The sequence below is a fragment of the Bacillus sp. D7-8 genome, assembly GCF_052055895.1.
Taxonomy (GTDB): domain Bacteria; phylum Bacillota; class Bacilli; order Bacillales; family Bacillaceae; genus Bacillus; species Bacillus velezensis.
The window spans coordinates 1,850,088-1,864,221 of sequence record NZ_CP179922.1 but is presented as its reverse complement, the minus strand read 5'-3'; the positions used below and the strand labels follow the sequence as shown (position 1 = coordinate 1,864,221).

At 43.6% G+C, this 14,134-nt stretch carries 12 protein-coding genes and 1 pseudogene; 5 read left to right on the top strand and 8 right to left on the bottom strand.

Going from position 1 to position 14,134, the window contains the following annotated elements; all coding sequences use genetic code 11:
* The first annotated feature begins 18 nt into the window (after positions 1-18).
* The 3 genes from ACKTRM_RS09205 to ACKTRM_RS09195 all read left to right on the top strand — a co-directional run bounded on the left by ACKTRM_RS09205 (position 19) and on the right by ACKTRM_RS09195 (position 3,541).
* On the top strand, positions 19-1,290 hold the full coding sequence (locus ACKTRM_RS09205) for a glycoside hydrolase family 30 beta sandwich domain-containing protein (RefSeq protein ID WP_012117675.1): 1,272 nt from the start codon (positions 19-21) through the stop codon (positions 1,288-1,290).
* Between the two features lie 143 nt (positions 1,291-1,433).
* Positions 1,434-2,141 (top strand): response regulator transcription factor, encoded by a 708-nt coding sequence (locus ACKTRM_RS09200; RefSeq protein ID WP_023356935.1) that lies wholly within the window; start codon positions 1,434-1,436, stop codon positions 2,139-2,141.
* Positions 2,142-2,143: 2 nt separating this feature from the next.
* Positions 2,144-3,541: a sensor histidine kinase gene (locus tag ACKTRM_RS09195; protein ID WP_012117673.1), complete on the top strand. Its 1,398-nt coding sequence runs from the start codon at positions 2,144-2,146 to the stop codon at positions 3,539-3,541.
* A 52-nt stretch (positions 3,542-3,593) separates the two neighbouring features.
* Here ACKTRM_RS09195 and ACKTRM_RS09190 read toward each other — a convergent pair whose 3' ends face one another.
* Entirely contained in the window at positions 3,594-3,905 is a 312-nt protein-coding gene (locus ACKTRM_RS09190; protein WP_012117672.1) for a DUF4870 domain-containing protein, read from the bottom strand.
* Positions 3,906-4,363: 458 nt separating this feature from the next.
* Here ACKTRM_RS09190 and ACKTRM_RS09185 point away from each other — a divergent pair, with 458 nt between their 5' ends.
* Both ACKTRM_RS09185 and ACKTRM_RS09180 read left to right on the top strand, forming a co-directional pair.
* Complete coding sequence (locus ACKTRM_RS09185; RefSeq protein ID WP_012117671.1) at positions 4,364-5,863, top strand: cellulase family glycosylhydrolase; 1,500 nt, start codon at positions 4,364-4,366, stop codon at positions 5,861-5,863.
* A 259-nt stretch (positions 5,864-6,122) separates the two neighbouring features.
* Positions 6,123-7,259 carry an alpha/beta hydrolase gene (locus ACKTRM_RS09180; protein WP_023356933.1) on the top strand — a complete coding sequence of 379 codons (1,137 nt, stop codon included), beginning with the start codon at positions 6,123-6,125 and terminating at the stop codon, positions 7,257-7,259.
* A 268-nt stretch (positions 7,260-7,527) separates the two neighbouring features.
* Here ACKTRM_RS09180 and ACKTRM_RS09175 read toward each other — a convergent pair whose 3' ends face one another.
* The 7 genes and pseudogenes from ACKTRM_RS09175 to ACKTRM_RS09145 form a co-directional block, all read right to left on the bottom strand.
* Positions 7,528-7,797: a hypothetical protein gene (locus tag ACKTRM_RS09175; RefSeq protein WP_014418037.1), complete on the bottom strand. Its 270-nt coding sequence runs from the start codon at positions 7,795-7,797 to the stop codon at positions 7,528-7,530.
* A 640-nt stretch (positions 7,798-8,437) separates the two neighbouring features.
* On the bottom strand, positions 8,438-8,656 hold the full coding sequence (locus ACKTRM_RS09170) for a hypothetical protein (protein WP_012117666.1): 219 nt from the start codon (positions 8,654-8,656) through the stop codon (positions 8,438-8,440).
* An 89-nt stretch (positions 8,657-8,745) separates the two neighbouring features.
* Positions 8,746-10,374: a YndJ family protein gene (locus tag ACKTRM_RS09165; RefSeq protein WP_023356929.1), complete on the bottom strand. Its 1,629-nt coding sequence runs from the start codon at positions 10,372-10,374 to the stop codon at positions 8,746-8,748.
* Positions 10,368-10,724, bottom strand: a pseudogene (locus ACKTRM_RS09160) (DUF4166 domain-containing protein); the annotation flags it as partial. The gene ACKTRM_RS09165 and the pseudogene ACKTRM_RS09160, both read right to left, overlap by 7 nt.
* A 60-nt stretch (positions 10,725-10,784) precedes the next feature.
* Positions 10,785-11,600: a hypothetical protein gene (locus ACKTRM_RS09155; RefSeq protein WP_012117663.1), complete on the bottom strand. Its 816-nt coding sequence runs from the start codon at positions 11,598-11,600 to the stop codon at positions 10,785-10,787.
* Positions 11,601-11,721: 121 nt separating this feature from the next.
* A complete protein-coding gene (locus ACKTRM_RS09150) occupies positions 11,722-12,990 on the bottom strand; it encodes an MFS transporter (RefSeq protein ID WP_012117662.1) in 1,269 nt (422 codons plus the stop codon).
* Between the two features lie 74 nt (positions 12,991-13,064).
* On the bottom strand, positions 13,065-14,066 hold the full coding sequence (locus ACKTRM_RS09145) for a substrate-binding domain-containing protein (protein ID WP_012117661.1): 1,002 nt from the start codon (positions 14,064-14,066) through the stop codon (positions 13,065-13,067).
* Positions 14,067-14,134: the final 68 nt, after the last annotated feature.

The window sequence follows — 14,134 nt, the reverse complement described above, 5'->3', positions numbered from 1 at the left end:
TATGAAGGAGAGGAAAAAATGATGTCGAGCGTAAAAAAAACAATTTGTGTATTATTGGTATGTTTCACAATGCTGTCCGTCATGCTCTTAGGACCGGGAGTTACTGAAGTTTCAGCAGCAAGTGATGCAACAGTTAATATATCTGCAGAAAGACAAGTGATTCGCGGTTTTGGAGGAATGAACCACCCGGCTTGGATTGGAGACTTGACTGCGGCTCAACGGGAGACCGCTTTTGGCAATGGACAGAATCAGTTAGGTTTTTCGGTCTTAAGAATTCATGTAGATGAAAATAGAAATAATTGGTACAAGGAAGTGGAGACTGCAAAGAGTGCGATCAAACATGGAGCAATCGTTTTTGCTTCCCCTTGGAATCCGCCAAACGATATGGTTGAGACTTTCAATCATAATGGTGACACAACAGCTAAGCGGCTGAGATACGATAAGTACGCCGCATACGCGCAGCATCTTAACGATTTCGTTAATTTCATGAAAAGTAATGGTGTGAATCTGTATGCGATTTCTATGCAAAACGAGCCTGATTACGCTCACGAATGGACATGGTGGACGCCCCAAGAAATCCTGCGTTTCATGAGAGAGAATGCCGGTTCCATTAATGCTCGTGTGATTGCGCCGGAATCATTTCAATACCTGAAAAATATATCGGACCCCATTTTGAACGATCCGCAGGCGCTTAGGAATATGGATATCCTCGGAACCCACCTGTACGGCACTCAGGTCAGTCAGTTTCCTTATCCTCTTTTCAAACAAAAAGGAGGAGGGAAAGAGCTATGGATGACGGAGGTATACTATCCGAATAGTGACAACAATTCAGCGGATCGCTGGCCTGAGGCTTTAGGTGTTTCAGAGCATATTCATCATTCAATGGTAGAGGGAGATTTTCAAGCTTACGTGTGGTGGTACATCCGCAGATCATACGGCCCTATGAAAGAAGATGGGATGATCAGCAAACGCGGATACAATATGGCTCATTTCTCAAAATTTGTGCGCCCTGGCTATGTAAGGATTGATGCAACGAAAAATCCTGAACCGAATGTTTACGTGTCAGCCTATAAAGGAGACAATAAGGTCGTGATTGTTGCCATTAATAAAAATAACACAGGGGTCAACCAAAACTTCGTATTGCAGAATGGAACTGCTTCGCAAGTATCCAGATGGATCACGAGCAGCAGCAGCAATCTTCAACCTGGAACGGATCTCAAAGTAACGGACAATCATTTTTGGGCCCATCTGCCGGCTCAAAGCGTGACAACATTTGTTGTAAAGCGTTAAAGGCATCAGCATCGCAATAAGCCAATTTTCTTACTCAAAAAAGAAAATTGGCTTATTTTCTGTGGGAGAGAAGTGTTGATTTTTTTAACGATACACAGACATTGGGTATAATAATGACAATGACTTCAAGGAGTGATCAATATATGTCACGGCTTCACAGCAAAGTATTAATCATAGACGACGAAAAAGAAATTTTGGAACTGATCAAAACCGTATTAATAAGAGAAGGCATTGATCGCGTAGTGACCGCTTCGACTGCCCGTGACGGATTGGCTCAATTTCATCAAGAAAATCCCGATCTGGTGATATTGGATATCATGCTGCCAGACGGTGAAGGCTATGATATCTGCAAGCAAATAAGAGACATTTCACACGTTCCTATTATCTTTTTGTCTGCAAAGGGGGAGGAAACGGATAAAATTGTAGGGCTTGCCATCGGCGGGGACGACTACATTACAAAACCCTTCAGCCCTAAGGAAGTTGCATATCGAGTCAAAGCGCAGCTGAGACGGGTCTCTTACTTACAGCCTTCTCAAACCGGAACCATAATAAAAAAAGGGCCATTTGAGTTAAACCAACAACAAGCCGAGCTCACCAAAAATGAAGCGGCTATTGAGTTAACACCTAAAGAACTTATGCTTATGACCTATTTTCTGCAGCATCCCAATCGGGTGATCAGTAAAGAAACACTCTATCAAGCTGTATGGGGAGAAGATTTCTTCGGTTCTGACAACACGGTGATGGTTCATATACGCAGGCTCCGTGAGAAAATAGAAAACACCCCATCAAAACCAGACTTTCTCGTCACTGTGAAAGGGTTAGGCTACAAATTTGTTGTAAAGGATGCGTAAGGATGAATTGGCGATTAACAGGCAGATATATGGTCTCTGTCATTATCGTGACCATCATTACAGTTTTCATTAATTTATTTATTTTTATGTTTTGGCTCGTTTTCCAGGCGAACAGCCAACATGACGAAGAAAGTACACCGGAAACTTTCACAAGATCATTCCGACAATATGTCACGTTATCGAACAATGGTATCACAGTAAACAAAGAGGGCCAAAAAGCTTTAAAAGAGCAGAATGCATGGATTCAAATATTAGATGAAAACGGACAGGATGTTTATCATGATAGAGAACCTAAAGGACTGAAGAAAAAATATACGCCTATTGAAATTGTAAATTTACATAAATATAAGGATGAACGATTATTATCAACCATTTACGCCGGCGGAAAAAAAGTAAACGGCAAGGAGTACAGTTACTTTATAGGGTTTAAAAATCCCTCTCTCGGAAAATATGTCCTCTCATATGATACCAAGGAATTTGTGACGAAGTTCAATGCAGGAACCATCATATTATTATCAATAGATGCATTGATCGCGTTACTCATTGGCTATCTATTCAGCCGGCAGCTCACAAAACCGCTCGGCCGTGTCATTCAAGGAATCCAGCGGTTAGCTAATGGAGATTATACGATCAAAATGAAATCCAAAGGCATTTATAAAGATGTCTTCTATAATGTCAATCATTTATCGGAACAACTATCTTCAAGCAAAAAAGAAAAAGATAAATTAGAGCAAATGCGTGAAGAGTGGATCAGTCATATTTCTCATGACATTAAAACACCATTAGCATCTATTCAAGGCTATGCAGAAATCATCCAAGATCCAAATTACCATCTAACAGCCGAACAGATCAGAGAGTACGCCCAGATCATTGAGAGTAAATCCCTCTATATGAAAGATGTGATGGAAGATTTAAATTTAACGACAAGGCTGAAAAACAACGATGTGATGTTACATACAGAACGGGTAAACCTTGTATCGCTGCTGCGGGAAACGTTAATTGATATGTTAAACGATTCTAGATATGCGGATAAGTCCATTGAGCTTCAAACGAACGTGGAAAAGCTGATGCTGAACCTTGATGCGATATTGATTAGGAGAGCGGTCACGAATCTCATTTTAAATGCCCTCGTTCACAATGATCCTGATGTGAAGATCGTTGTACAGCTTGAACAAAAAGAACGGACTCATGTGACAATTAAGGACAACGGCAAAGGGATAGAAGAAGAGGAGCTGGAAAAAGTGTTTGATCGCTATTACAGGGGCACAAATACAGAAACGACGCATGCAGGCTCTGGTCTTGGAATGGCCATAGCAAAGGATATTATCCAAAAGCACGGAGGGGACATCACCATTCACAGCACCGCGGGAGAAGGGACAACGATAGATATACAATTATGATAATGGCTATACAAAAAACGGTTCTGTTGATTAATAACAGAACCGTTTTTTCCTATTGTTCCGAAAACACTTTGATTCCTTTGACAATGTTCCAAATGAAAAAATAGATCGCCACAAGGAATGTTACAGCATACGTCGCAAGCAGGAAAGGCCCGGCGTGCTTGATGTCATTCATACCAAGTAAACCTGAAGCGATGATGCCAATTCCAAAAATCAAATAAGGAATCAGATGCGTCCACAAAGATTTTTTCGCATGATATTTCACATCGTCCTGGCCTAAGAAATAGACGATAATCGGAAACAGAAACGGCGCAAAAAATATACTGAAGTAACATAATGAAGACAAAATTTTATTTTCTCTCAAACCTTTTCACCTCTATGATTTATTGAAGGGGGAATTCTTCTGGCTGAATCCCTCACTGAAGTACAATCTTATTGTACAACTCCAACCTTAACCCGTATTAATCCGAACCTTACATCAACCTTAAATTAACAGGACGGGCAAGGGCTCGTCTTCTTACAGCAATCATAAGATTCAATGCCGTATTGAGACTCATCACATTCAGCTTGACTGCGTTGGAAATACATTTAATTTTTCGATTCGATTGAAAAATGACGTGTATAGTCCCGATTCAGTCCGGTTTTCTTTGTTCTATATGTGTCAGGTGTGTCTTATTCAATAGAGATAGAGCAAATTAACAGGCTTTTACACCTCCCAAAAACAAGAAATTAGGTTGATAGACAATCATGAGAAAGATTTTTACAATGAGTTCGAGCTCATAAGAAAGAGCCAAAATGATGCGAAGGAGGAAAAGATCAGATATGAAACGGTCAATTTCTATTTTTATTACGTGTTTATTGATTGCGGTATTGACAATGGGCGGCTTGCTGCCTTCGCCGGGATCAGCAGCAGGGACAAAAACGCCAGTAGCCAAGAATGGTCAGCTTACCCTAAAAGGTACACAGCTCGTAAACCGAGACGGCAAAGCGGTACAATTGAAAGGGATCAGTTCACATGGATTGCAATGGTATGGCGATTTTGTCAATAAAGACAGCTTAAAGTGGCTGAGAGACGATTGGGGCATCACCGTTTTCCGCGCGGCGATGTATACGGCAGATGGCGGTTATATTGACAACCCGTCCGTGAAAAACAAAGTAAAAGAAGCGGTTGAAGCGGCAAAAGAACTTGGGATATATGTCATCATTGACTGGCATATCTTAAATGACGGCAACCCAAACCAAAATAAAGAGAAGGCAAAAGAATTTTTCAAGGAGATGTCAAGTCTTTACGGAAACACGCCAAACGTCATTTATGAAATTGCAAATGAACCAAACGGTGACGTGAACTGGAAGCGTGATATTAAACCGTATGCAGAAGAAGTGATTTCCGTTATCCGCAAAAATGATCCAGACAACATCATCATTGTCGGAACCGGTACATGGAGCCAGGATGTGAATGATGCTGCAGATGATCAGCTAAAAGATGCAAACGTCATGTACGCGCTTCATTTTTATGCCGGCACACACGGCCAATTTTTACGGGATAAAGCAAACTACGCACTCAGCAAAGGAGCGCCTATTTTCGTGACGGAATGGGGAACAAGCGATGCGTCTGGAAATGGCGGTGTATTCCTTGACCAATCGCGGGAATGGCTGAAATATCTCGATAGCAAGACCATCAGCTGGGTGAACTGGAATCTTTCTGATAAGCAGGAATCATCCTCGGCTTTAAAGCCCGGAGCATCTAAAACAGGCGGCTGGCCGCTTACAGATTTAACTGCTTCAGGAACATTCGTAAGAGAAAACATTCGCGGCACTAAAGATTCAACGAAGGACGGCCCTGAAACGCCAGCACAAGATAACCCCACACAGGAAAAAGGCGTTTCTGTACAATACAAAGCAGGGGATGGGCGTGTGAACAGCAATCAAATCCGCCCGCAGCTTCACATAAAAAATAACGGCAATGCGACGGTTGATTTAAAAGATGTTACTGCCCGTTACTGGTATAACGTGAAAAACAAAGGCCAAAACTTTGACTGTGACTACGCGCAGATGGGATGCGGCAATCTGACCCACAAGTTTGTGACGCTGCATAAACCTAAGCAAGGTGCAGATACCTATCTGGAACTGGGGTTTAAAACAGGAACGCTGTCACCGGGAGCAAGCACAGGGAATATTCAGCTTCGTCTTCACAATGATGACTGGAGCAATTATGCACAAAGCGGCGATTATTCCTTTTTCCAATCAAATACGTTTAAAACAACGAAAAAAATCACATTACATCATCAAGGAAAACTGATTTGGGGATCAGAACCCAATTAGTTAAGCTTTAGGCGGACATTAGCAACGATGTCCGCTTTTGTCATCTTAAACAGCAATACAAGGAGGTTTACGTGGCGGATGAAACTCTGAAACAGTATATGGGCCTGTACAAATGTTGTTAGCAATCTCAAGAAAGCCAAGGAGTAGATATGATTCACTGAACATATGATGTAATCGTTTCACAGTTTTGAAAAGCGTTTATAGCGCAATGTGTGTATTTCACATCCGCCACTTTTATTACGTAAGGGGGAACAAGAGAATGAAAAAGTATGACGCGTTTCCGGAGCCAATTGGCGGCTATACTGTCGGCCGAACCCAGATGGATTTTGAGTACACGGCATCAGATCATACAAAAAGAGAACTGACGGCGTTTGTGTATTATCCGTCCGACAGCAGCGAAGGGAAGACTACATCAACGTACATGTTTCCTGAAGTCTGCGAAATGCTTGATGAGCAGCCGCTTCTCTCTGCGTTGAAAGATGCTTACTCTATAGATATCAAGACCCAATGTTACGACGACCTTGCTCTCTCCGGGAAGGAAAAACGCTATCCGGTGTTATTCTATGTTTGCGGCGGGGGCGGTTCTCCAGAATGGGGTACAGTGATCTGTACAGACTTGGCAAGCATGGGATATGTTCTAGTAAGCATCGGCCATCAAAATAGCACGATGTATAAGCGTAAAGATGGGCGCCTGTTTAATGTATCAAAGGATTTTTCGGGTGTCATTATGGCGTTTTCTGAAGATCCGGAGATGCTGGCTTTGGCTGGTAAGATGGAGATGCGGCCCGACGATGAAACTGCCATTGAGATGTGCCAAAACGTGCTTACACTGCCGATACTTGACAAGTTAACAGAGTATAGTGAATTACAGGCAGAAGATGTAAGGTATGTAGCCGATTATCTTGTCAAATTGGACTCTGGAGAGCTGAATTCCATCTTTAAGGACAGATTGTTGCTTGACATCGGTATGGGCATAGTCGGACATTCTTATGGAGGGGCTACGACGGCGATTGTTTGCCGGGACGACGAACGGTTCGCCTGCGGGATTGGCTTGGATAGCGGTGCGTTCGGCCTTCAGGGCAGCGACCTTAAGAAACCCTTTTTGCTGCTGTTTTCTGAACCGAACTATAACATGAATGCGATCATTGGCGCTAACAATAGCATGGATACCTATTATTTCTCTGTTGATCGTGCTGCGCATTTAGATTACTGCGACATCGTGTTTACCAGTGTGAATGAGGAACTTAGAGGCGAACGGGATGCCATGGAGATGCGAAATCTTGTTACAGACTATACGAAGAACTTTTTTGATCATTACATACTGCAGAAGGCTGCAAGTGTGGAAAGTCTTGCATACGATGGCGTGGACTTGATCAAGAAGACCAGCAACAAGTGACATAACCGATTAAAATACTCAAACTGAAAAACCTTTATGACCAATTTAATTTATTAAGGTCGTAGAGGTTTTTTAATATTACCTTATAAAAAGGGGATGCTCTTAGAATATGGATCCACTTTTATATTCTCTTCATCATTCCTAGTTTACATAATATATATTCTAGGAAGTAAAATCTTCAATGAAAATCCTGTCTCGTTATCTTAAGTATACTTAGTTGATGAGACAGAATTAAAAAATAGGATGTTTTACGATTTGTATTTATTTCTTACTGCTTTACATAGCATCGATCTTTATAAATTGTTTCACACTTTACTTCTTCCACATCAACTTTGCCATCGGATAATCTTGTGTAAACATAAACCCATTTTTCATTTCCGTTTTTAATAAACATGTCGAATTTAAAAGCGTCAGTATATTTGTCCATGACCCAGATCAATCCCGGAAGAGTTTCTGCTTTTGCTGGCGACACGGAAACCAATAATGCTCCAGCAATTACAGCCGCACCGGCTATTTTTTTAATTTTACTTTTTAACATTAATATTGCCCCCTTATGATTTATTGCCTGCTGCTTTCTCACTTAGCAGGTAATCTGATTTTACCATCTTGAACAAAGGGAATTTGTCATATTTTGTAGATCGGATACTTACTTTCACTGAAAATACATATATTGGAATGAATTTTATCCGAATAAGATCTCTTCTTTTTTGAAAGCGTACACAAAAATAAAATCAGGTCTGGTAATACTTTGCCGCATCTTCCCTGCATTTTTCCGGCGATTTTTTCGCATCGGCTCCCCACATATGAGCAAGTATGACAGCCGCCAGCCCGAGCACCCCCGCAAAATAAAATCCGGCTCTGAGCCCCAGCCAATCATTAAAAATCCCTCGGCTAAAGGTTCTCCGAAAATACCGAGTGCACAAAGCGCCTGGTACACCCCCATCGATGTTGCTCTCATGTCTTCCGGAACAGACTCAATCGACATTCCAAGCAGCAAAGGAAAAATAATGCCCGAGTGAAAAACCTATTAAAACCTGGACCAGATAAAGCGCCATCGGGCTGACGGTAAAAGGAATGATAAAAATAAAAACGGCTGCGAGTAAGTAAAACAGCTTTAATGTTACCCGTTTCCGCACCTGCGAACTAATGTTCCTATCACTAGCAGAGCCAGTGCGTGCTTAGTCATAAACGAAAAGACAACAAGCTGATTTCTTTCTCGCCATTGTGAAGCCAAACATTGCTGTCATTTTCATTTCGCGAATCATGAAAGACAGGCAAAGACCGAGGCCGCTCCCGATCCAAAATGCCGCGTGCCATCCCCATTCACTGACAACATAACCGCTCATGCTCATCCCTGACAGCTGAGCTAACACGAGAATAAATGAGATCCAGCGCATGACTCCTTTCGTGTCATCCGCCGCAAAATAGCTCGCAAATAAAGTAGATGAGAAAAAGCCGCCTGATGAACAGACGGCGCTGCAGCTAGTTATTTGCTTCGGTTACCTGCGGAAGCATGAGTGATCCGATAATGCACAGTTAAAAATTTCAGTCCGAACAGCCACATATGATGAACGGCCTTCAGGCTGGTTTCGCTCTGGGCTGAAATAAGAAATGTCTCTGCCAGCGGAAGATGACACGTCCCCCATTTCGTCTGCAGATAAATCCCTTCATCACCCGCTCCGCTTTTTCGCCGTCTGCTTGTCAAAACAAGATTTTGCTTACGCGCATAAGGTTTTAAAATGCCCGTCATTTGGCCGTACGGCAGCGGAAGAGAGATATTCATGTATCCTTCCCCTTTTGCCCTGTACGCTGAATACAGCGCAGTAAAAACGGTTTCCTGCTTTTCATTTGTTCTGATCCACGCACGGACATTTTTTCTGCCGTCTTTGTCAGAGTCAACTCCTATAATATCACTGTGCATGATATACCAATCCGGATTCATGGACAGGTGAATCTGCCCCGCTCTTCTGCTGAACGGCTCGTACACGCGCGCGAACGGACGAAACCATCTGCTCCACGTCACTTTTGCCATGATGTCATAATCAATTGTCTCTTCATAAAAGGAATTAACGGCCGGCGCCAGTTTTTCAGTTGAAAAGTCTTCAGAATGCAGTTCTCTCATCTGATCCAGAAGGCCGGTATAATGGGTGTCATTTGCTGCATGAATATCAGTCAAAAATTCTTTGCCTATCGTTCTCTTCCCGTAAATACGGCTGAACGTTCTTTCACTGCCCTCATCAAACGGTCTCGGATTTTCCAACCTCCACCCCGCCAAAGCCGGCAGGATAACGCCGAATGCATTGACGGCCCCGTGAATCCAAATCATCTGGCTGATCGTGAGCGTTGCCTCCTCGCGGTAGACACCGTACGAATATATCAAAGAAAAAGCAATTGTGATCATTAACACAGCCGAAGAACTCCTGATCAAGATCCTGCCTGTTTTCGTAACAAACGGCGCCGTAAAGACGAGATAAGCATTTACATACAGACCCGCCAGATACAGAGCGACAGCAATCACATCAAGTGTCTTTGAAAATGTAATCCCCAGGGCAATAAGGATCGGCGAAATCAAAATAATGACCGTGCTCCATCTGTAAAGAACCCGTTTCTCCCGTATGATCCTGCCGAGCAATCCGTTAAAGATCGGAATGAGGAAAGCGGAATAGTGAAAGTGCACCGCCGTCAGCAGAACGATAAGCGGGCCGAAATTCATGACGGGAATCTCAAGGACATATGCGAAGAACCAGAATCCGCCCCCGGCCAAATAAATGAAACCCGCCATAACAGACATCTCTTCTGTTCTATGAATATTTGTTTTCATCAGCCGCCGGACAGCATACAGTGCCAGCCCAAGCGTATAAACGAGCCATACAACGGCAAAAAAACTGAAGTCTGTGACAAGCGCAAGCACCGCACATAAAGCGGCAACAGGATAACTCCGTAATAACACATTCTCTAAGGTGTTTGACGGCCGAAAAGCAAAATCGAATACAGCGGGAACGAAAAAAAGTACGGAAAATAAAACAAACGTCTCAGCAGTTGATATATGCGGAGCTTCAGCCGCCGCAAATCCCAAAAAGCAAATCACGCATACCATGAGATGACGCTTCAGCATGTTTCTCCCTCTGTTTCCCGGAAAGTCCCCCGGTAAGAGAAAAGCGTGCCGAGTATCCGATTTTTCACATGAACCTTTATGCTGAAGCAATTCATTTCCTCATCATAAGCCTCATAAACGGTTGAACTGCCGCACAGCCATGCCGGAAGCGGGATTTTCTTTCCGCCTATCAGGAGCCACTGCCTTCCGGATGTAATAACAAGCCCTCCGTCTGAAGACGCTTCTAAATGCAGTTCAGACAGTAGGATGCGGGGTTTGCCGAAGTAATCAAGAATTCTGTTTTCCCGCTCATCATATTCCATGACGGCATCAAAAAAACGCGTTTTGCTTTTAAAGAAATCTGTACCGTTTCTGCAGCATCGGGTGCAGTGATTGATAATGAGTAATCGCTTTTTCATACATTGAATCCGTCATTTCACTTCTCTCTTTCGTTTTGTATGCCAGGCGCTCGGCAGCTTGGGCTTAAGAATCATTGCGGCTATCGTAAGCACCCCTAATGAGATCACGAATCCGCCGCCCGAATATAGCAGTGCCGTTACACAAAAGAAGACTGACTGCCCGGTGTGAATCAGCCACTTTCTCCGCATGGGAAGCAGCCATAATACCCCTAACCCCGTCTCCAGCGCTCCCCTCACGATCTCTGCATCGGCACAGCCATCATGAAAGCCTTGAAAAAACCAATACAGACTGAATACGAGACACATAAAGACATAGACAAACCCGAAACGGAATGATATCTTCGGATGTCTGTTTTGTTCTATCCAAAGCCGCAACGCATCAAAGCTCCATGCGGTAGCCCAGCTTAGCAGAGGACGAAATAAAAACCGGTCTATCCAACTTCCCGGCAGACCGCGGGCCGTTTCATATTGATATTGAGTCAAAAATGCGGTTTGTCCGTTATCCCGCTCTATATACTTCCAGTAGCCCCTGCCTTCTTTTATAAGTGACAGCGGATGATCAGAGGCAAAAGCGAGCGAAGACACTCTTTCTGACGAGCGAGGCCTTATGTCACCTATTGATTCGCCCGTGCCGGATACCTTCAGCCCAAAACCGATTCGTGTTTCATATAGAAATCTCTGCGGTTCATCTGGCAGCCTATGAAGATATGTAATGTCAGAAAAACGCAGATCCCATTCCTTATGAAGATGCGGGTTTTGCGTATATTCCCAAAGCGTTTCTATATCAGATGCAATATTGATTTCGACATATATCGGCTTCTGCTTCATGTCCCCTCCTCTTCCCTTCTTTTGTAAAAAATTCCTATATTATCATAGGAACAGATCAAGCGGCAGAACGAAAAGGCCATCCCGTTATCTGCAGGACAGCCTCAGTGGCTTTGATAACTTATCAATAAGGTATCGTGTCTTTTTTATCTTCAGAAGCGGTTTGAATGATAATCGGGCGCACGAAACGGATTACCGCAGCCGAGGCCAAAACGGCTAATCCGCCTGCAAGCAAAAACGCCCCGGAGAATGATCCGCTTTTGTCGGCGATAAAGCCGGTTAAAGCAGGCCCGATAATACCGGCCGTGTTTGCAAGAAAATGCATAAAGCCGCCGACTGATCCGACATTCCTTTGATCAACCACATCATGAATCACCGCCCAATAGATAGAGCCCGTTATATATAAAAAGAAGACTGATAAAGCAACGAGAATAACGGCACTTACGGTAGTGGTAACAAGTCCGGCCAATCCGATCAGGACAGCGGAAGCGAACAGACAAGTGACAAGAATGACTTTCCGTGAGAACAAAACCCCTTTTCCGGCGGTTTTTTTGAATACATAATCAGAAATCATTCCGCCTGCCGCCAAACCGATAAATCCAAGAATCCAGGGAATAACAGTCACCACGCTCATAAATTCAACACTTAAACCGCGTTCTTTCACCAGATAGCTCGGAAACCATGTTAAGAAGAAAAATAAGATGTAATTGTAGGCGAAAAAGGCAAAAGCCGTGAAGAGAACCGTTTTTTGTTTCAAATAAAAGGTCATCGGGATATGCTGCTCATGCGATTGAATCTCCGCTTTCATTGCCGGGGCGTCTTCCGTCGGCGCCGGCCGTTCTTTTACAAATTTAAACCAGATGACCGTCCAGACTAAACCGATGATCATGATCAGGACAAAGGAAACCTTCCAGCTGAACGCCACAGCAATCATCCCGACAATCGGGCCGGAAATCGCCCCGCCGAGCGGCGTGCCGCTGTTTGTCAGGCCGATGACCGTGGCGCGCTGAGACGGAGGAAACCAATTGTTGACCATTTTGCTTATGGCAGCCGACAGCGGCCCCTCCCCCATACCGAATAAAACACGGATAATCAAAAGACTTACAAATCCGAAAGCAAGCGCAACCGCTCCGCTGAAAAGAGACCAAACGATCATCGCCGTACACAATGTCAATTTAGCCCCGTACCGGTCAGATGCAACACCGCCGAGAAAGTTAAACACAGCGTATCCGACAGAAAAACTGCTGAAAATCAGCCCCATTTGGGTTGCAGACAATGTGAGATCCTGCTGTATGAACGGCGCTGCAATAGACAGCGCTGAGCGGTCTAAATAGTTAATCACCCCGGCTGAAAATAAAAGAAGAATAATAGGGAATCTATCCTTTGAGAACATAAAATCCCCCTCTCATTTCATAATATTCAGACATTTAAATTGCCGGAGTAAACCGGTTTATGCAATGAAACCGGTTATCCGGATTGCCTTGCGAGCAGCACCGGTTTATAGCGGTGAATCCGTTTTTCACCGCCATCTTTTTCTTGTATCTGGCGAAGAAGAAGGCTTCCCGCTTTTCGCGCCATTTCTGCCGCAGGCTGGACGATCGTCGTAATCGGGGGAGTAAAAAAACCCGCAAAAGGAACTTCATCAATTCCGATGACGGCTGCCTTATCCGGAATTGTCATATCATGCTCCTTCATATACTTCAGCACCTCAACAAGAACGATATCGTTTGCCGCCAATATCGCTTTCGGAGGCTCCTCAAGTGAGAACAGCTCTGACAAAACATTGGAAATATCAGCCGCATCGGCTGTTTTGATATATTCGTCCCGCACCATCATTCCGTGGCGGTCAAGCGCCTTTTTATACCCTTCAATCCTTTCTACCCTCGGACTGATTTCCCGAATAATAGACGTCGTAATAATCGCGATTCTCTTAATGCCGCTTTCGATAAATCGGTCAACGGCAAGACCGGCTGCATGATGGTTATCAAGCATCACTGTCGGAATCCCGAGTTCTTCAATGGTTCTGTCCATAAACACGACCGGAAACGTATCGCGTTTCATCTTTTCATATAAAGAGAGATTTTCGCCCGTCGGAAAAATAATAATTCCGTCCACCTGCTTAGCCCGCAGCATTTCAATATATTTCTTTTCTTTTTCCGGTTCATCATCCGCATTGCAGACAATAATATGAAATCCTTGTTCATGAAAATAGTCTTCCACCGCCCTGATGACCTGAGTGGAAAAGGTGTGAAGAATATTAGCCACCACCACACCTACCGTAAATGTTGATTTCTGTTTTAAGCTGCGGGCGACGAAATTCGGCTGATAGTTCAGCTCTTGAATGGCCGCTTCTATTTTTTGTTTCGTTTTCTCGCTCATATAGTCATAGCGCTGATTTAAAAATTGAGATACGGTGCTTTTAGATACGTTTGCATATTTTGCCACATCAGAAATTGTAATGGTTTTCATAGACTCATCCCCGTCTGTCTTCATTTTTCACTAGTATAAGTCAGAAGTAAATAGTTTACAATCTGACA

Excerpts from the sequence above, each read along its gene's own strand:
- ACKTRM_RS09205 (WP_012117675.1), top strand. The coding sequence starts at position 19 with ATGATGTCGAGCGTAAAAAAAACAATTTGTGTATTATTGGTATGTTTC.
- ACKTRM_RS09200 (WP_023356935.1), top strand. The coding sequence starts at position 1,434 with ATGTCACGGCTTCACAGCAAAGTATTAATCATAGACGACGAAAAAGAA.
- ACKTRM_RS09195 (WP_012117673.1), top strand. The coding sequence starts at position 2,144 with ATGAATTGGCGATTAACAGGCAGATATATGGTCTCTGTCATTATCGTG.
- ACKTRM_RS09185 (WP_012117671.1), top strand. The coding sequence starts at position 4,364 with ATGAAACGGTCAATTTCTATTTTTATTACGTGTTTATTGATTGCGGTA.
- ACKTRM_RS09180 (WP_023356933.1), top strand. The coding sequence starts at position 6,123 with ATGAAAAAGTATGACGCGTTTCCGGAGCCAATTGGCGGCTATACTGTC.
- ACKTRM_RS09175 (WP_014418037.1), bottom strand. The coding sequence starts at position 7,797 with ATGTTAAAAAGTAAAATTAAAAAAATAGCCGGTGCGGCTGTAATTGCT.
- ACKTRM_RS09170 (WP_012117666.1), bottom strand. The coding sequence starts at position 8,656 with ATGCGCTGGATCTCATTTATTCTCGTGTTAGCTCAGCTGTCAGGGATG.
- ACKTRM_RS09165 (WP_023356929.1), bottom strand. The coding sequence starts at position 10,374 with ATGCTGAAGCGTCATCTCATGGTATGCGTGATTTGCTTTTTGGGATTT.
- ACKTRM_RS09155 (WP_012117663.1), bottom strand. The coding sequence starts at position 11,600 with ATGAAGCAGAAGCCGATATATGTCGAAATCAATATTGCATCTGATATA.
- ACKTRM_RS09150 (WP_012117662.1), bottom strand. The coding sequence starts at position 12,990 with ATGTTCTCAAAGGATAGATTCCCTATTATTCTTCTTTTATTTTCAGCC.
- ACKTRM_RS09145 (WP_012117661.1), bottom strand. The coding sequence starts at position 14,066 with ATGAAAACCATTACAATTTCTGATGTGGCAAAATATGCAAACGTATCT.